At 32.8% G+C, this 17,627-nt stretch carries 15 protein-coding genes; 9 read left to right on the plus strand and 6 right to left on the minus strand.

The genetic code is table 11. The features are described from left to right. The first annotated feature begins 125 nt into the window (after positions 1–125). Positions 126–1,496: an aminotransferase class V-fold PLP-dependent enzyme gene (locus tag QZZ51_RS12055; RefSeq protein ID WP_291869974.1), complete on the plus strand. Its 1,371-nt coding sequence runs from the start codon at positions 126–128 to the stop codon at positions 1,494–1,496. A gap of 2 nt (positions 1,497–1,498) precedes the next feature. Here the strand turns inward: QZZ51_RS12055 and QZZ51_RS12060 are convergent, their stop codons facing one another. Continuing rightward, a complete protein-coding gene (locus QZZ51_RS12060) occupies positions 1,499–2,044 on the minus strand; it encodes a pyridoxamine 5'-phosphate oxidase family protein (protein WP_291869977.1) in 546 nt (181 codons plus the stop codon). 319 nt (positions 2,045–2,363) lie between these two features. Between QZZ51_RS12060 and guaA the strand changes: the two genes are divergently transcribed. From guaA to QZZ51_RS12075, 3 genes are all read left to right on the plus strand, one after another. Continuing rightward, a complete protein-coding gene (guaA, locus tag QZZ51_RS12065; protein WP_291869978.1) occupies positions 2,364–3,896 on the plus strand; it encodes a glutamine-hydrolyzing GMP synthase in 1,533 nt (510 codons plus the stop codon). 13 nt (positions 3,897–3,909) lie between these two features. Next, on the plus strand, positions 3,910–6,054 hold the full coding sequence (locus QZZ51_RS12070; protein ID WP_291869980.1) for a LysM peptidoglycan-binding domain-containing protein: 2,145 nt from the start codon (positions 3,910–3,912) through the stop codon (positions 6,052–6,054). 153 nt (positions 6,055–6,207) lie between these two features. After that, positions 6,208–6,729 (plus strand): DUF922 domain-containing protein, encoded by a 522-nt coding sequence (locus QZZ51_RS12075; protein WP_291869982.1) that lies wholly within the window; start codon positions 6,208–6,210, stop codon positions 6,727–6,729. A gap of 2 nt (positions 6,730–6,731) precedes the next feature. Here QZZ51_RS12075 and QZZ51_RS12080 read toward each other — a convergent pair whose 3' ends face one another. The 4 genes from QZZ51_RS12080 to QZZ51_RS12095 all read right to left on the minus strand — a co-directional run bounded on the left by QZZ51_RS12080 (position 6,732) and on the right by QZZ51_RS12095 (position 9,377). Beyond that, positions 6,732–7,958, minus strand: coding sequence for a hypothetical protein (locus QZZ51_RS12080; protein ID WP_291869984.1), 1,227 nt, complete (start codon positions 7,956–7,958; stop codon positions 6,732–6,734). Positions 7,959–8,039: 81 nt separating this feature from the next. After that, positions 8,040–8,558: a hypothetical protein gene (locus tag QZZ51_RS12085; protein WP_291869987.1), complete on the minus strand. Its 519-nt coding sequence runs from the start codon at positions 8,556–8,558 to the stop codon at positions 8,040–8,042. A 12-nt stretch (positions 8,559–8,570) separates the two neighbouring features. Beyond that, positions 8,571–8,837 (minus strand): hypothetical protein, encoded by a 267-nt coding sequence (locus QZZ51_RS12090; RefSeq protein ID WP_291869989.1) that lies wholly within the window; start codon positions 8,835–8,837, stop codon positions 8,571–8,573. A gap of 24 nt (positions 8,838–8,861) precedes the next feature. Continuing rightward, positions 8,862–9,377 (minus strand): hypothetical protein, encoded by a 516-nt coding sequence (locus QZZ51_RS12095; protein WP_291869991.1) that lies wholly within the window; start codon positions 9,375–9,377, stop codon positions 8,862–8,864. Between the two features lie 260 nt (positions 9,378–9,637). Between QZZ51_RS12095 and QZZ51_RS12100 the strand changes: the two genes are divergently transcribed. Continuing rightward, complete coding sequence (locus QZZ51_RS12100; RefSeq protein WP_291869993.1) at positions 9,638–11,704, plus strand: tetratricopeptide repeat protein; 2,067 nt, start codon at positions 9,638–9,640, stop codon at positions 11,702–11,704. A 4-nt stretch (positions 11,705–11,708) separates the two neighbouring features. After that, positions 11,709–12,461: a LytTR family DNA-binding domain-containing protein gene (locus tag QZZ51_RS12105; protein WP_291869995.1), complete on the plus strand. Its 753-nt coding sequence runs from the start codon at positions 11,709–11,711 to the stop codon at positions 12,459–12,461. A gap of 100 nt (positions 12,462–12,561) precedes the next feature. On the opposite strand, the gene QZZ51_RS12110 is transcribed toward QZZ51_RS12105, so the two are convergent. Continuing rightward, entirely contained in the window at positions 12,562–13,428 is an 867-nt protein-coding gene (locus QZZ51_RS12110; RefSeq protein WP_291869997.1) for a TIM barrel protein, read from the minus strand. Positions 13,429–13,534: 106 nt separating this feature from the next. On the opposite strand from QZZ51_RS12110, the gene QZZ51_RS12115 reads away from it, so the two are divergent. From QZZ51_RS12115 to yidC, 3 genes are all read left to right on the plus strand, one after another. After that, positions 13,535–13,777 (plus strand): DUF3820 family protein, encoded by a 243-nt coding sequence (locus QZZ51_RS12115; RefSeq protein ID WP_291869999.1) that lies wholly within the window; start codon positions 13,535–13,537, stop codon positions 13,775–13,777. Between the two features lie 54 nt (positions 13,778–13,831). Then, positions 13,832–15,448: a CTP synthase gene (locus QZZ51_RS12120; protein WP_291870000.1), complete on the plus strand. Its 1,617-nt coding sequence runs from the start codon at positions 13,832–13,834 to the stop codon at positions 15,446–15,448. A gap of 92 nt (positions 15,449–15,540) precedes the next feature. Next, complete coding sequence (gene yidC, locus QZZ51_RS12125; RefSeq protein ID WP_291870002.1) at positions 15,541–17,397, plus strand: membrane protein insertase YidC; 1,857 nt, start codon at positions 15,541–15,543, stop codon at positions 17,395–17,397. Positions 17,398–17,627: the final 230 nt, after the last annotated feature.

Consider the following 17,627-nt stretch of genomic DNA (forward strand, 5'->3'; position numbering starts at 1 on the left):
GGGCTTTGGAAAGGAAAAAGAGAACTTAAGTTTTTTCTTAGATTAAATAATGTGTGGAAATTTCTTTGTTTGCCCATGGAATGGTCTAGCCAATACATTAACTTTGGGTATATAAATAGACTTAGATGCATAATATTGATATAGGCTTAGTAGAAATGACATTGGATGTTGTTAAATATGCTATAAATAGAATAACTAAAACCGACCCAGAACTTGGGAAACCTAAAAAAGAAGAAGAGTTAAGAGCTCTAGTAGGAGAAACAATTACAGCAGAAGGAATAGGTGGTGAAAATGCATTTAATATATTTAAAGAAGTGTTGATAAAAGCAACGGTTCCGATTGATCATCCGAGACATTTGGCTTTTGTTCCAGCGGCACCTACAAGAGCTGCAATTATGTTCGATTTGGTTACATCGGCATCTAGTATTCATGGCGCTTATTGGATGGAAGGGGCAGGAGGTATTTTTGCGGAGAATGAGGCTATGAAATGGCTGGTTTCTTTAACAGGATTACCAGAAAAAGCTTTTGGAGTTTTTACTAGTGGGGGAACTGCAGCGAATCTATCCGCTATGGTGGCCGCAAGAGAAAATTGGCGTAAAAACCCAGAAAACGTAAATAAAAAAGGACTAATAATTACTTCTATAGGGGCTCACTCCTCTATTAAAGCCATGGCTAAAGTAATAGATGCTGATGTTGTATTGGTACCTACAGAAGATTTAATGTCTAAAGCGGATTTGCAAAAAACTATAGATGCGTTAGATTCTTACCAACGAAAAAGATTGTTCTCTGTAGTTGCTACAGGTGGAACAACAAATGCCGGAATTATTGATGACTTAAAAGGTATTTCGGAAATATGTGCAAAAGAAAACCTGTGGTTTCATGTAGATGCTGCGTATGGCGGAGGGGCTTTAGCTGCGGACTCTGTGCGCCATTTATTCGATGGAATAGAAAATGCAGATAGTATTACTATAGATCCTCATAAATGGTTATTCTCACCGTATGATTGCGGTGCTGTTATTTATAAAAATCCAGAACTGGCAAAAGAAGCCCATTCGCAAGAAGGAAGTTATTTAGATATTTTTAAAGACGAAGGAGCTCATGGGTTTAATCCTTCGGAATACCAAATTCAGCTAACTAGACGAGTAAGAGGATTGCCTTTGTGGTTCTCTTTAGCAATGCATGGTACGGATAGATATAAATCGGCTGTTGAGGAAGGAATTGCATTGGCAAATTTAGCAGGTGAAATAATAAAAGAAAACCCAGTAGTAGAATTGGTTAGGGAGCCAAGTCTATCCTGTGTTTTATTTAGGAGAAAAGGATGGACACCAACAGACTATCGAGATTGGACCTATAAAAACCATAGAGATGGTTTTGCCTTGGTGACTCCAACAAAATGGAAAGTGGGGGGTGCTTTCGAAACGGTTTCTCGTTTTTGTTTTATAAATCCAGATACTACGGAAGAAGATATACGAGCTATATTAAAAACAATGGAATAATTTTATGGAACAAGAAACTCACTAACCCAGCCATTAATATCTCTACTAAAAAAAACTTTAAAATGATTTTCTTTTCTAAGTTTTAAATACTCTAAACTTTTAGTTTCAATTTCTATAATGCAAAAATAATTTTTCTTTTTTAAAAAAGTTAAATCAGTAGGATTGTCCATTTTAGCTCCTGGAGCATCTACTGTGCTGTAATCTTTTTTTTCTTCAGGGCTAATTTTTAGCCATTTTTCTTTAAGTAGGTTTTGATCGTTTATAATAGATGCTATCCCCTCAATTTTAATTTGCATTTTTTTATTGGGGTCATAAAAAAGTAAACTCACATTAGGATTTTCTTTGATTTGAGATACTTTATTCGATCGTTCGTCGGTGTATAAAGTAAGTTTTAAATCGTTGGTGACCTTTCGGACTCCAATAATTCGTGTATGCGGTGTATTGTCAGAATCAATGGAGCTAAGTACACAAAATTTTAGGGGGTGGTTTCTTTCGGTAAGCGCTAATTTTAATTCGGACTTAATCTCTTGTAAATAAGGATTTGTCATAGGATTAAAATAATTTACTTAAAGATAATGAATTTATTGGTAAGTAGGGTTTTTGCTAGGTTAATTGTTTGTATATGAATATGAAATAGCTGTGAAAAGGATTTTGTATAAGGTCTTTTAAGGCTTTATATGTTTAGTTTGGTTTTAATTTCGATGTAAAGCTTAGGGTGGTTCCTAAGCTTTTTTATGTCTTTATTTTAGATTACAACATCAAGGTGAATTTTTAATTAAAGCTTGATCTGTTTATAAGTTTTAATATTGTTGTGTAAATATCTGCTTTAGATGCTTTCTTAAAATTTTCAAATTGCTATTTTTGCGCATGCAAAATAACGTCCTAATATTAGATTTTGGTTCTCAGTACACACAACTTATCGCTAGAAGAGTTAGAGAATTAAATATTTTCTGTGAAATTAAGCCTTACAATAAACTACCAGAAGACCTTTCTGAGTATAAAGCAGTGGTTCTTTCGGGTTCTCCTTTTTCTGTAAGAGGGGAAGATGCTCCACATCCAGATTTGTCTCAGATTAGAGGAAAAAAACCTTTATTGGCAGTATGTTACGGTGCACAATATTTAGCACATTTTGGAGGTGGTAACGTTGCGCCATCAAATACAAGGGAGTATGGTAGAGCCAATTTGTCTTTTGTAGAAGAAGGTGAGGTTTTCTTCGAAAATATTTCAGAAGGAAGTCAAGTATGGATGAGTCATAGTGATACTATTAAAGAGTTGCCTACAAATGCTAAGAAATTGGCTAGCACCAATGATGTGGAAAATGCAGCTTATAAAATAGAAGGGGAAGATACTTATGCAATTCAGTTTCATCCAGAAGTATATCATTCTAAAGACGGAAAGCAATTATTAGAAAACTTCTTAGTAAAAATTGCTGGTTTAGCACAAACTTGGACTCCAGATGCTTTCGTAGATACTACAGTTGCGGAGCTTAAGAAAAAAATAGGGGATGATAAAGTTATATTAGGCCTTTCAGGTGGGGTAGATTCTACGGTGGCTGCTGTTCTTTTACATAAAGCTATAGGGAAACATCTACATTGTATTTTTGTCGATAATGGGCTTTTACGTAAGAATGAGTTCGAAGATGTTCTAAAGCAATATGAAGGAATGGGGCTTAATGTAAAAGGAGTAAATGCTTCGGCACGCTTTTTGGATGAACTAGCAGGAGAGAGTGACCCAGAAAAGAAAAGAAAAATTATCGGAAGAGTGTTTATAGAGGTCTTTGATGATGAATCGCATTTAATAGAAGATGCAAAATGGTTAGCTCAAGGTACTATTTACCCAGATGTTATAGAATCTGTTTCGGCAACAGGTGGTCCATCAGCAACTATTAAGAGTCACCATAATGTAGGTGGTTTACCAGATTATATGAAGTTAGATGTGGTAGAGCCTTTAAGAATGTTGTTTAAAGATGAGGTTCGTAGAGTAGGAGCTAGTATGGGTATAGATGATGAAAGATTAGGAAGACATCCTTTTCCTGGACCAGGATTAGCTATTCGTATCTTAGGAGATATAACTCGGGAGAAAGTAGCTATTTTACAAGAAGTAGATGCGGTATTTATAAACGGTTTAAAAGAATGGGGATTGTATGATAAAGTTTGGCAGGCCGGAGCCATGCTTTTACCCGTAAATAGTGTAGGCGTAATGGGGGATGAAAGAACCTATGAAAAATGTGTAGCTTTACGAGCAGTGGAAAGTACAGATGGAATGACGGCTGATTGGGTAAATTTACCTTATGAGTTTTTGCAGAAAACATCGAACGATATAATAAATAAAGTAAGAGGTGTAAATAGAGTGGTATATGATATTAGTTCTAAGCCACCTGCAACTATAGAATGGGAATAATATGAGTTTAGGTATGAAAAAAGTTTTTTGGATTTTCCTTTTTGTGTTGATTAGTTGTAAAGCTGTAGCTCAAAAATTTACTACACATGCAGTAAAAAGGGGAGAAACGTTAGAGGGTATAGCAAAAGAGTATAAGGTGTCAACGGATGATATTTTAACTTATAATAAAGAGGTGAAGAAAAACATGTCTTTAAAGGCTAGTACCATTCTCGTTATTCCTTTAGATGCAAAACAAGCTTCTGCAAATGTAAAATCTACGGTTGATAAGAAAGTAGAGAGAGATGATGTTCCGGTTCAAGAGAAGCCAACGGGTTTTACTTCGTATAAAGTAAAGAAGAGAGAGACTTTGTATAGTATAGCAAAAAGATTTCGTATTACAGAGGAAGATATTAAAAAGTATAATCCAGAGTTGTATGCTTCTACTTTAAGAAAGAAGATGGTTTTACGTATACCTAAATACAAGAGGGTAAAACCAGAAGAAATTCAAGTTATTTCCGAGGAGTATGATAATTATACGGTTACTGCTAAAGAAACACGTTGGAGCATTGCGCATAGATATGGCATAACTATAGATCACTTATTAGAGCTGAATCCGGAACTTTCTAAAGATGCCAATAATTTGTCAGAAGGAAGTGTGTTAAAACTTCCAAAATTAGCAGGTAGTTCTGTTTCTCAACAAGAAGTACAGTTGTATAAATCTTACACGGTTCCTGCTGGTCAGACTTTTTATAGTTTAAAGAAGAAGTTTGGTTATACAGCCGAGGAATTAATAGACTTAAATCCTGAAATAAAAGAGCGTGGAGGCTTAAAAGAAGGAATGATTCTTCGTATTCCAGAAAAAAAGGCAGCCATAGGTGCCGTGAATACAGAGAATTATATTTTCTATGAAGTTAAACCTAAACAAACCGAATATTCATTAACCCGTAAGTTAGGATTAAGTTATAGAGAATTGGTGCAATTAAACCCGAAAATGAAAGATGGTTTAAAAGCAGGCATGATTTTAAAATTACCAAAAGCTCAAACAGGAGATTTTGAAGTAAGAAACTCTTTAGTATTAGATAAAATTAATTTATTAGATAGTATTTCTATTGGTTCTAAATCTAAGATATTATTCCTATTACCATTTAGGTTAGATAGATTAAATTTATCAAACTCAGAAGAAGTAGCAAAGAAAATTAATTCTAGAAAAGATTTAAAATATAGTTTGGGGTTATATTCAGGAGCACTAATTGCTTTAGATTCTGTAAAAAAATTAGGGATATCTGTGGATGTAAGAACTTTGGACAATCAATTAGACCTTCAAAAAACCAAAGAAATTTTGGTTGGGGAAAATTTGGCTTCTTATAATGCTATTATAGGTCCTTTAGATGGGGCTTCTTTAAAAGAGGTGGCTAAGCAGGCATCCCGAAATAATATACCTGTAATTGCTCCAGTGCCAGTAAAAAATAAAATAGCGGAGTCAAATGTTTTTTATTCCTATCCATCGGAGTCTGTATTAAGAGAGCGTATGCTTACTTATATAGAAGGAAAAATTACGGACCAAAATATTATTATAATAGCAGACGAAAAAAATAAAAAAGTAGAAGAGGAAATACAAAAGAAATTTCCAAAAGCTAAAGTGATGAAGGTAACAGAGGAAAAGAAAAATGTCTCGGTTAACTTAGATAGATTAACGGCTTTATTTTCTGATGAAGTAGAAAATTGGGTGTTTTTAGAAACAGGTAATTTTAAAATAATATCTAGTGTTTGTTCTATATTAAACTCATCTAATACAGAGGATAGGGTGGTGAAAATGTTTACTACAAATAGAAATAATGCTTTTGATAATGATGTTATTTCCAGTTCGCATTTATCTAAATTAAAATTTACTTACCCATCGGCTTATAGAGAGGTTTCTAAAAATTCTTTTGTAAGAAGATATGAAAAAAGATTTGGAGACGCTCCTGATCGTTACGCTGTTCGTGGGTTCGATGTAACTTATGATCTATTATTAAAATTAGCATATAAGAATAATTTAATAGAAGCGAGTAGTTCCATTGGTCTTACGGAGTATAATGGGAATAGGTTTAATTATGTAAAAGAGCAAACGTCTGGTTATCAGAATAATGCTACATATATTATGTCTTTAGATGAAATGAGAATTAAGCAAATAGAATAATACTATGGCTCAAAGGTTACGTACGGGTTCTCTTAGGGTCAGTTGCGTGCATTTGCGTTCAGAGGACACTTTTATTCCCGATGCGACAATAGAGAACAATGCTTTAGGCTAGGTGTTTACATCCATATATTGCAAAAAAAACAGAACTTTTAATTGAGTATTATAAAATACATACTTGTAGTTGTATGGAGTATTAGTTCTATAAATGCTCAGGAATACGATACTATTATTTGGCAAGAGGGTAGCAAATTAACTTGGGAAGATTTTAAAGGAAAACCGCCTTTAAAAGATAGAGCTGCTGCGACAACCGCAAGTGGAATAACGTATAGATACTCAGCTAGTCAAGTAGGCGGTAAGATGGAGGTTGATTTTAGAGTAAGCACTTATTTTTATCCCCAAAAATCTTGGTACCAACCTTCTTTATGCGATTCTGTAATTTTAGGGCATGAGCAGTTGCATTTTGATATATCGGAACTTTATGCACGAAAATTAAAAGACAGACTTAACGCTCGTGAGTATTCTAAAAATATAAAAGCTGAGGTTCATAAAATATATAAAGAAGTGGTAGAGGAACTGAATATATTTCAAAATAAATACGATTCTGAAACTAATTTTTCAAGAGATAAAGAAAAACAGAATCTCTGGGAAATTAAAATTCATAAAATGTTACACTAACATCATTGTAGTCTGGCAGAAATAATAGTACTTTTTTCAGTAGTGTAGTAAATCTCATCGTCAGAGATTTTAAAATATTCCTCCCCAAAAAAGTCTTCGAGTCTGTTTACAGAATAAGATATAGTAGCTGTTTCGAAAGGAAGAAGTTTTTTTGTTTTAATCTCAGAAACTGTATGCCCATTTTCTAAATTGAGTTCGTATATACTGTTTTTCTTGTCGTACAGAAATAATCTTTCCTTTACTAAAAATAGTTGGCCTATATCTCTATTTTGCACTTGTGATTCCCAAATCATAGTCTTAGAAACCCAGTCAAAAGCAAAGACTTTTCCCGTTATTTTGTCATGAAATAGAAACAAGTTTTTACTCTCTTTGTGCAAGAACTGCGTTATCTCAACAGTATTATTCGCGGGATACTTATATTCTGCCTGACCCGTATTGGGAGAACGAGTTATAAAATACTCTATGCTAACACTTAAAATTTTAGATCCTATGTCTACAGCGAACGAATAATAATTAAGGTGCCCATAATTTTCTATGTCGTTTTCTTCGACCTCCCAGAAGAGATTGCATGAATTGGGGTCTATAGATAGTATACTTCTAGAGTTTTTTCGAACATCCATTACTAATAACTTCTCGTCTTTAATGAGGAAGTTTCTAATAATGTCAATCCTATATTGATCGCATATTTTTATATCATTTCCAGTCTTCAGGTCTATTTTGTATAAAGATGTAGATTGTTTTCTTAAACCAAACCAAGAGTTGTTAGATTTTCCTGAGGGGAATACTCCAGATTTTCTTTCAATTAAGACATTTCCGTTAGTATGGTTTATTTTTAGGAGTGTAGGGTCATTTATATCGGCAGCCAAAGCCCATAAATAATTACCTATTTTCTTTATAGCAATAGGGGGTTCTATAGTTTCATCGGTTATATTCCATAGGGTTTTTCCGTTTGTTTTGTCTAAGGAGCAAAACCCTTTATTTCCTACGGAATTATAATAGTAAAGTCCAATCTCTGATGCATGGAGGAAACTTTTAAAAGGGTTTTTTGTCTGCTCTTTGGTTCTATTTATAGACCATTTTACTTGGAAAGGAAGATTGGTAGTGTTTTCTAAATCTTTGTCTTGTTCTACCTGTTCCTGTTCTTTTTCATCAAAATCACTTGTTTTACTGCATTTTTGTAATGGAGAAAACAGGAGTATAGTTAAGATAATCTTTAGTATTTTTTTCATTTAAAATTTTATCTAAAAGGAGAATGACTAGTAGCATTGTCTGTTTTTTATCCACAGTAAAGACGAAGACTTCATTAAAATTTAGAAGCGTAAAGATGCCCCAACCGTTAAGTAAGCTACACCGTAACTTGCCTCTGCAAAGGCAGCAAAAGTATTCGAAAAATACCATCTGCCTCCAACAAATCCAGTAGCTCCTGGTTTGCTGCCAAAATTCCCTGCTCCGTTATAGGATAAAATATTATAAGAAAACATCGCTCCCGCATATACATCTAAATGATCAATCTCTAGACCATTGTAATGGTACGCTCCGCGAATACCAATTATGGTATAGTTCCATTTATCATTTCCAAAAGTGTAATCGTATTTATAAGTTTTAGTGCCTAGATAGGCTCCTAAACTTACAACTCCAGGGCCTGGAACTTCCCAAATACCTCGTTCAAAAGAAACGCTATATCCAGGGTTTTGCGATGAGGTGGTGTAATTCCCGAAAGTGCCACCGAAACCTACACCTACATTAATGTTATTTGTGCCAATATTAAATTCTTGTGCATAACCGAAGTAACCTATAGTTATGAATAGCAAACAAAATATATTTTTCATTTTTTTATGGGTTTAACTATTGGTGCAATTAGCTCTTAATAAGGCAATATTGGCCTTGGAGTCATCGCTTAAATAATCTTTACAAGATTTTTCAATTTCATTTAACTTATTTCCTATTTCTTCACAAGTTAAATCATCGTCATCTTGAATTTTTTGAATTTTGCTAACACATTCTATAGCTTCCAGACTATCAAAAATTCCAAGAGGGTCTTTTTTAGAGCAATTGGTGAAAATAAAACTTGCTGAGATGAACATAATAATGGTAATTGGCTTTTTCATAGTTTTTTTGGTTTCTATTGCGGGTTAATTATCTTCGAAAAATTGAACAACAATATTGTGGTCAGAGATTTCTATCATTTTAAAAGATTCACGTTCTTTTGCGGGTATGCTCTGCCATAACATATCGGCAGTTTCTTTATAGTTTATGGTTATTGATGCAGTTCCATTGTTGAATTTTTTTATAGGTTTTTTAACCCCTCTGCTTTTAATAAGGTTTTGGTATAGGGAATTTAACTGCGTATTGTCATAATTGACTTGCTGGACAGTTATTACTACCATGTCTTCCTTTTTTTTATTCTTTTTATTAGAACCAAACAAAGAGCCAATAGTTGCAATGGTTTCTTTAGAACTATCTACGGTGTTTTTTACGGATTCGTTAGTGTTTTTAATAGAGGTATTTGCGTTTTCTATGGTTTTATTCGCATTGTCTATCTCTTTTATGCCTTTCGTTTCGCTATTTGTATTTTCTTGACTATGGAGTAATCCAATATTTAAAAACATGCTAAATAGAACGAATAATTTTATTGCATTTGTTTTCATTGTGCCGTGAGTTTCTGTTTATGAACTCAAAAATAGACTTCCAGTAATTGGAAACAGAAGCACGTTTGTTAAGTGTATCAGTTTGTAGGTTTAGTGTAGGAAAAATGGATGTAACTGTTTTTTGATGTCTGATAATGAGATGTTAAGTTTCTATTTATCTCAAAGGATTTTATTAAATATGGAATATTTGATATAAGTTGTGATTGAAAACTATTAAATTTGAGAAACAATCTCCCCCTGTATTACACTAGACAAATTTTATGAAAGCAAGGTTTTTAACTGCCATTCTCCTTTTATTCTTTTTTTTAAGTATGGGTCAACAGAAAAAGATAGATTCGTTAGAACTTTTTTTAAATAACCATCATCCCCAAGACTCTGTTAAATTAATAGCATTAAATGAACTGATATACTCTTATTATGCAATTAACCCTGAGAAAGGTATACGTATAGCGGAGACTGCGATATTATTAGCGAAAAAGTTAAAAGACCAAGATAAATTAGCAAGAGCCTATACGTATAGAGGGCATAATCATAGTGCAAAAGGAGAAGATTCTTTGGCTATTACTTTATATGATAAAGCTATTGAAATCCATAATCAAGAAAATAATACTAAGGCTGTTGCTGGGTTAATTTATAATAAAGGGTTGGTGTATTTTAATCAATCCAATTATATAAAAGCGATTGAGAATAATAAGAAGGCCTATGAAGTTTTTAAAAAAGAAAAGGATAGTCTTTTAATGGCTAAAATGCTCAATAGTATTGGCATTAATCAAATGTATTTATCTGCATATCCAGATGCTATAGATAGTTATTTAGAAGCATCTGAAATTTATAAAAATCTAAATTTAACAAGAGATATGAATTATGCCAATATCAGTAATAATATTGGTTTGTTATATACGAGATTAAATAAGTTAGATAAATCGATGGAATACTATACAAAGGCCAAAGAGCTTTATGGGGAAGTTGATTTTCAAGAAGGCCTGGCTAATACATTAACTAATATTGGCTCTATATATAAGGAACAAGGGAATAAGATGGAAGCTATAGAGCAGTTCCAATCTGCTCTCGAAATAATGAAGAAAAACAGTAATGAAAGAGGAGTAGCTAATGCACTTACGAATATTGGCGGAGTTTATGCAGATGGTTTAGAATATAAAAAAGCACTACCATATTTTCTGCAAACTAAAACTATCTATGAGAAGTATAAAAATAGCAATAACTTGATTGAGGTACATAATTATTTAGGATTGTGTTATTTGAACATTAATGCAGATTATATTTTGGCGGAGTCGCATTATCAAAAAGCTTTGGCATATGCAGAGCAAGTGAAAAATATAGAAGCCCAGTTTAGAACTTTGGAAAAAATATCTAATATTAATGCTAAGGTTGGGCGATATAAAAATGCTTATAAAAATAAAATCAAGGCATTTGTGATGAGAGACAGTTTTTATTCTGTAGAGAAGAAAGAGGAAATTGCTCGTATAGAAACAACTTATAAATATAGAAAAGAAAAAGATTCTCTTAAGGCAATTTATGATCAAAAAGAGGTTCTTTCTAAATCGGAAATAGAGAAAGAAAAACTAATCAAAAATGTATTCTTGCTAGTTGCATTTGGGGTATTTTTGACAGCAATAATTGGCTACTTTTTATATAAAAGAAAAAGAGACGCAATGGAGCAAAAGAGTATTGCAGAATTTAAGACTAAGGTTGCGGAAACAGAACTAAAGGCTTTACGGTCGCAAATGAATCCTCATTTTATTTTTAATGCAATGAATTCCATTGGAGATTATATGGCTAAGAATGATTTAGAGACTGCTAATGAATATTTAATTAAGTTTTCGAAACTGGTACGGGCAATCCTTGAAAATTCAGAAAAAAAATGGATAAGTTTGGAAGAAGATTTAGAATTAACGCGATTGTATATAGAAATAGAGTCTTTAAGGTTAAAGGGAAAAATAGAATATGCATTCTATATAGATAAAAATATTGATATTGAAAATACAATGATACCTCCTCTTCTTTTACAGCCATTTATAGAGAATAGTATTTGGCATGGAATAGCAAAAAAAAAGGGTAAAGGAAATATTAAAATAGGTTATCAAAAACAAGAAGGAATGATTATTTGTAGTGTGGATGATGATGGTGTAGGGAGAAAAAAGATTCTCAATAGACTGTCTAATCATACGTCAATGGGGGTAAAAATTACAAAAAATAGATTGGCTATTCTGAATGAGCTTAAAAATTCAAAAAGTAATGTAACTATGATAGATAAAGAAGTTGGTTTAAGGGTTGAAGTAATATTACCTTTAGAACTAAGATTTTAATGCTATGTTAAAAGCAATTATTGTAGATGATGAGCAGCATTGTATTGATAGAGTTTTAAAACTTCTTGTAAAGTATAGCCATGTTATCACGGTAGTGAAGGTTGTTAGATCAGTGGATGAGGCAAGAGTTAGTATTGAAGAAGAGTTGCCAGATGTAATATTCTTAGATGTTCAGATTTATGACCAAACAGGTTTTGATTTATTAAAACAACTTTCGGCTATTAACTTTGAAATTATTTTTACAACAGGGTATGGTAATTATGCAATAGAAGCGTTTAAATTTTCGGCTTTGGATTATCTATTGAAGCCAGTTGATGAAGAAGAATTTGATAAGGCAGTGGAGAAATTAAAACAAAAAACATCTTTAAAAGAACTTTCTAAAAAGATGGAAGTATTGTTTCATAATTTGGAAGAGAAAAAAAATGGCAACCAAAAAAAAATAGCAGTACCAACGGTAGAGGGGTTAACTCTTATTGATATATCTAATGTAATTCGATGTCAATCGGATACTAGTTATACCCATATATTCCTAAAAGGAAATAAAAAAATAACAGTAGCCAAGACACTAAAATATTTTGAAAATCTTTTAGAGTTGCATAGTTTTTTTAGAACACATCATTCTCATTTGATTAATTTGGTAATGGTCGATAAATATATAAAGGGAAAAGGAGGCTATGCTTTAATGAAAGATGGTTCCTATGTAGAAGTTGCGGTAAGAAGAAAAGAAGAATTTCTTAAGAGGTTATCGGGGATATAGAAAAATAAAGTGTATTTACGAAAGAATAAAAATATGCCCATACGATAACTATTGTATGGGCATATTTTATTGAATAAACAATGTCTGTAGCTTAAAAGTGCTATACATCACAAATTAAAAAACCCTGCTTCAGAGAATCTAATTTATCTTCCCTCTCCGGAATAAATTCTTGGGCAACATGGCCTTTATATCCAGTAGCTAAAATGGCTTTCATAATCGCAGGGTAGTATAATTCTTGACTTTCATCAATTTCATGCCGTCCTGGTACCCCTGCCGTATGGTAGTGTCCAAAATAGGTGTGATTATCTTGTATGGAACGAATAATGTCTCCTTCTTGAATTTGCATATGGTAAATATCATATAGCAGTTTAAAATTTTCAGAACCTAGAGCTTTGCAAAGTTCTATACCCCATTTAGAAGTGTCACACATATAATCTGGATGGTCAATCTGGTTAAAAAGCTCCATCTGTATAACAACCCCATGTTTCTCTGCTAAAGGCATTATTTGTTTTAATCCTTCCAAACAATTTTTTAAACCAGTTTGGTCGTCTATACCATCTCTATTACCGCTAAAGCAAATAAGATTGGTGTAACCAGCGTTGGCAACTTTAGGAATAATATCGGTGTAATTTTTAATTAATATATCGTGGTATTTAGGGTTGTTCCACCCTTTTGTGAGCCCAATTTCTGCGCCATTACACATAGCGCTATGAATATTATATTTTTTTAATAAAGGCCATTCTTTAGGCCCCATTAAGTCAACGGCCATAACTCCAAGCACATTTAGTGTCTTTAAAAATTCCTCTAAAGGAATATCTGCAAAGCACCAGTGACAAACACTATGGTTTATATTGTTTTTGAGTTTAAATCTCATATCTTGCTTTTTATCTTGCCCGTTTGCAGTTTTACAGGCAATTAACCCCACAGATGCAGCGGCAGATGTGCCAATAAATGTTCTTCTTTTCATGTACTTAATTTATTGGTTTATAGTTGTTTGTTTAATCTGCAAGAATTAAGTTATAAATAATAAGTGTATTTTGTACGTGAATAAAGATATAGTATTAAATAAGAAAATGAAAATAGAACCAGATAAAAAGAAACTTATAGAAATGGCACATTATAGAATGCCATTTGGAAAATATAAAGGACGTTATTTGGTAGATTTACCTGAACCTTATTACATCTGGTTTCAACAAAAAGGATTTCCAGAAGGGAAATTAGGTAATTTATTGCAGGCTATGTTAGAAATTAAGGTGAATGGCCTAGAATCGATTATTCATAAAATACAGAAAGATTTTCCTAAGGATTATCTTTAATATCTAGTAGCAATTTGTATTTTTGCTCGCGTTACGAATTCAACCTAACGCTTCATGTCACAGACTAAATACATTTTTGTAACCGGTGGGGTTACATCCTCTCTTGGAAAAGGAATTATTGCAGCTTCGCTTGCTAAATTATTACAAGCTCGTGGTTACAGAACTACCATCCAAAAACTAGATCCTTATATCAATGTAGATCCAGGTACTCTGAACCCTTATGAGCATGGCGAATGTTATGTTACAGAAGATGGTGCGGAAACCGATTTAGATTTGGGTCATTACGAACGTTTTTTAAATGTAAGAACGTCACAAGCGAACAATGTTACTACTGGTAGAATTTACCAAAGTGTAATAGATAAAGAACGAAGGGGTGAGTTTTTAGGGAAAACGGTGCAAGTAGTTCCGCATATAACTAACGAAATTAAACATAGAATTCAACTTTTAGGGAAAAGTGGAGATTATGATATTGTTATTACAGAAATAGGAGGTACTGTTGGGGATATAGAATCTTTACCATACATAGAAGCTGTAAGACAATTACTATGGGAGTTAGGTGATGATAATGGGATTGTGATTCACTTAACATTAGTGCCTTACCTTTCTGCGGCAGGGGAATTAAAGACAAAGCCAACGCAGCACTCTGTTAAAACTTTAATGGAGAGCGGTATTAAAGCGGATATCCTAGTTTGTAGAACAGAACACGAGATTTCTGATGAAATAAAAAATAAACTAGCCCTCTTTTGTAATGTTAAAAGAGAAGCGGTTATACAATCTATAGATGCATCTACTATTTACGATGTGCCAATTTTAATGCAAGAAGAAGGTTTAGATACTGTTACTTTAAAAAGATTAGCATTACCAGATACGGTGGAGCCAGATTTAACAATTTGGAAAAATTTTTTAAGAAAACATAAGAACCCACAAAATGAGGTTACCATAGGGTTAATTGGTAAATATGTAGAATTGCAAGATTCTTATAAATCCATATTAGAATCTTTTATTCATGCAGGAGCAGTAAATGAAGTTCGTGTAATTGTGAAGTCTATTCATTCAGAGTATCTTACTAAAAGTAATTTCGAGAGTAAATTAGTAGGGTTAGATGGTATTTTAGTTGCTCCTGGTTTTGGAGAACGAGGAATAGAAGGAAAAATAAAAGCAGTACAATACGCTAGGGAGCAAAATATTCCATTTTTAGGAATATGTTTAGGAATGCAAATGGCCGTAATAGAATACTCTAGAAATGTTTTGAAACTTGCCGATGCTAACTCTTCAGAGATGGATGAAAATACATCTAATCCTGTAATAAGCTTAATGGAGGAACAAAAAACAGTAACAAATAAAGGTGGTACTATGCGTTTAGGTGCGTGGGATTGTCATTTAGCAGAAAATAGTTTGGTTTCTAAAATGTATGATAATCAATTAGATATCTCTGAGAGACACCGTCATAGATATGAATTTAATAACGATTATAAAACTAAGCTTGAGGAAGCTGGTTTGGTTGCTTCCGGAATAAATAAAGAAACAGGTTTGGTTGAAATTGTAGAATTAACGAATCATCCATGGTTTATAGGGGTACAATACCATCCAGAATATAAAAGTACAGTTGCTAATCCGCACCCTTTGTTTGTTGGGTTTGTAAAAGCAGCATTACGTCATAAAAAAGAATAATTAGTGCCACAATGGCATACATTTTACAATTGGACAAATATTTGCTCCTAGGTATTGTCAATTAAATACCGAATAATAATTAGGTTATCCTTATGGAAGAAAAGAAATTAGATGTAAAATCTATTGTTGGCTTTGTACTTATTTTTGGAATTCTCCTTTTCATGTTTTACCAAAATAGACCAACTCCGGAAGAGTTGGAAGCTCAAAAAGCCAAACAAGAGCTTTTAGAAGTAAAAGAAGGTTCTAAAAACCAAGAAAGTGTTAAAATAGAGGAACGTAAGGCTCCTGTAATAAATTTACAAGATTCTACTGCAGTAGCTAATTATAAAAGTACGATAGGTGCTTTTGGTTTTAGAGCTCCTTCTAATGGTGTTACAGAAATAGAAAATGATTTAGTTTATTTAAAGGTTAGTAATAAAGGAGGGCAAATTATAGAAGCAAAGATGAAAACCTTTGTTACTTATGATTCTATTCCTGTGTATTTAGTAAAAGATGGTAATGCTTCTTTTGGATTAAACTTTTCTACATCGGATAATAGAGTTTTAAATACTGAAGATTTATATTTTGAGCCTACTTTAACAGAGAATAATGGCAGTTCTGTACTCTCCATGAAGGCTAAAGTTTCAGCCAATCAGTTTCTGGAGTATCGTTATGAAATGAAGCAAGGAAATTACTTGGTAGATTTTGCAGTAAGGTCTCAGGGGTTAAATGGAGTTATTAATACAAACCAACCAGTAAACCTTACTTGGAAATTAAAAGGTATTCGCCACTCTAAAAGTATACAATATGAAAATAGATATACTAGGTTAACCTATAACCACGAAGATGGGAAGATTAGTAAGCTATCGGAAAGTGGCGATGATGATGAAAAGGAAGAAGATGTTAAATGGTTATCCTATAGACAACATTTTTTTAGTTCTATTTTAGCAAATAACAACAAATTTAAAACGGCGGATTTAACTTCCATAAATTTAGTAGAGGAAGAAAATAAAACAGATAAATTTACCAAAGAATATACTTCTGTAGTTCCTTTAAATATAGAAGGTGGAGAGATTTCAGAAAATTTAAATTGGTATTATGGGCCAACAGACACAAAAGTTTTAGCACAATATAAAGAGCTAGGGTTAGAAGATTCTATACCATTTGGTTGGGGAATATTTGGTTGGATAAACAGATATGTATTTACCCCATTTTACTCGCTTTTAAGTTCTTTTTTGCCTTATGGATTGGCAATTGTTGTAATGACAATTTTAGTTCGTTTGGCTATGTCTCCTGTTACATATAAGTCTTATTTATCGCAAGCTAAAATGAAGGTTTTAAAACCAGAAATTACGGAGCTTGGAGAAAAATTTAAGGACAATGCTATGAAAAAGCAACAGGCAACTATGAAGTTGTATAATAAGGCAGGGGTAAGTCCTATGAGCGGTTGTATACCAGCCTTTATTCAGATGCCTATATTCTATGCACTATTTATGTTTTTTCCAACATCATTTGCATTAAGACAAAAATCATTTTTATGGGCAGATGACCTTTCTTCTTTTGATACTATTTATCAATTTCCTGAAGGGTTTTCTATTCCTTTCTATGGGGATCATATTAGTTTGTTTCCAATATTAGCTTCCATTGCAATATTCTTTTATATGCAGATGACCACTGGGCAAAACATGCCTCAGCAACCAGGTATGCCTAATATGAAGTTTATCATGTATTTAATGCCATTTATGATGTTGTTTTTCTTTAACAACTATGCAAGTGGATTAAGTTTGTATTATTTTGTATCTAACCTTATTACAATCGGTATTATGCTGGTTATTAAGAAGTTTATTCTAGATGATGCTAAAATACACGCACAAATACAAGAAAATAAAACCAAACCAAAAAAGGAAAATAAATTCCAAAAGAAGATGCGCGAAATGATGGAACAAGCAGAATCGCAGAAAAAGAAATAAGATACTTATTTATCGAAATAAAAAGGGGCCAGATTATATAATCCGGCCTCTTTTGTTTTTAGGTTGTCCCGTCCTGAAATAGCGATACACTAAAACTTTAGTGTAATGAAAACATCATTAAATATTGGCATTACCAAGCGTACCCAAAAAGATTACTCGCTCTCATTTAAACTCCAATTAGTTGAAGAAGTTGAGCAGGGTCAGTTAACAAAATCGCAGGCAAAGCTCAA

Origin of the sequence: Maribacter sp., assembly GCF_016744255.1 — a bacterium.
Classification (GTDB): Bacteria; Bacteroidota; Bacteroidia; order Flavobacteriales; family Flavobacteriaceae; genus Maribacter_B.

Excerpts from the sequence above, each read along its gene's own strand:
- QZZ51_RS12095 (WP_291869991.1), bottom strand. The coding sequence starts at position 9,377 with ATGAAAACAAATGCAATAAAATTATTCGTTCTATTTAGCATGTTTTTA.
- QZZ51_RS12080 (WP_291869984.1), bottom strand. The coding sequence starts at position 7,958 with ATGAAAAAAATACTAAAGATTATCTTAACTATACTCCTGTTTTCTCCA.
- yidC (WP_291870002.1), top strand. The coding sequence starts at position 15,541 with ATGGAAGAAAAGAAATTAGATGTAAAATCTATTGTTGGCTTTGTACTT.
- guaA (WP_291869978.1), top strand. The coding sequence starts at position 2,364 with ATGCAAAATAACGTCCTAATATTAGATTTTGGTTCTCAGTACACACAA.
- QZZ51_RS12055 (WP_291869974.1), top strand. The coding sequence starts at position 126 with ATGCATAATATTGATATAGGCTTAGTAGAAATGACATTGGATGTTGTT.
- QZZ51_RS12105 (WP_291869995.1), top strand. The coding sequence starts at position 11,709 with ATGTTAAAAGCAATTATTGTAGATGATGAGCAGCATTGTATTGATAGA.
- QZZ51_RS12110 (WP_291869997.1), bottom strand. The coding sequence starts at position 13,428 with ATGAAAAGAAGAACATTTATTGGCACATCTGCCGCTGCATCTGTGGGG.
- QZZ51_RS12100 (WP_291869993.1), top strand. The coding sequence starts at position 9,638 with ATGAAAGCAAGGTTTTTAACTGCCATTCTCCTTTTATTCTTTTTTTTA.
- QZZ51_RS12120 (WP_291870000.1), top strand. The coding sequence starts at position 13,832 with ATGTCACAGACTAAATACATTTTTGTAACCGGTGGGGTTACATCCTCT.
- QZZ51_RS12070 (WP_291869980.1), top strand. The coding sequence starts at position 3,910 with ATGAAAAAAGTTTTTTGGATTTTCCTTTTTGTGTTGATTAGTTGTAAA.
- QZZ51_RS12085 (WP_291869987.1), bottom strand. The coding sequence starts at position 8,558 with ATGAAAAATATATTTTGTTTGCTATTCATAACTATAGGTTACTTCGGT.
- QZZ51_RS12090 (WP_291869989.1), bottom strand. The coding sequence starts at position 8,837 with ATGAAAAAGCCAATTACCATTATTATGTTCATCTCAGCAAGTTTTATT.
- QZZ51_RS12115 (WP_291869999.1), top strand. The coding sequence starts at position 13,535 with ATGAAAATAGAACCAGATAAAAAGAAACTTATAGAAATGGCACATTAT.
- QZZ51_RS12060 (WP_291869977.1), bottom strand. The coding sequence starts at position 2,044 with ATGACAAATCCTTATTTACAAGAGATTAAGTCCGAATTAAAATTAGCG.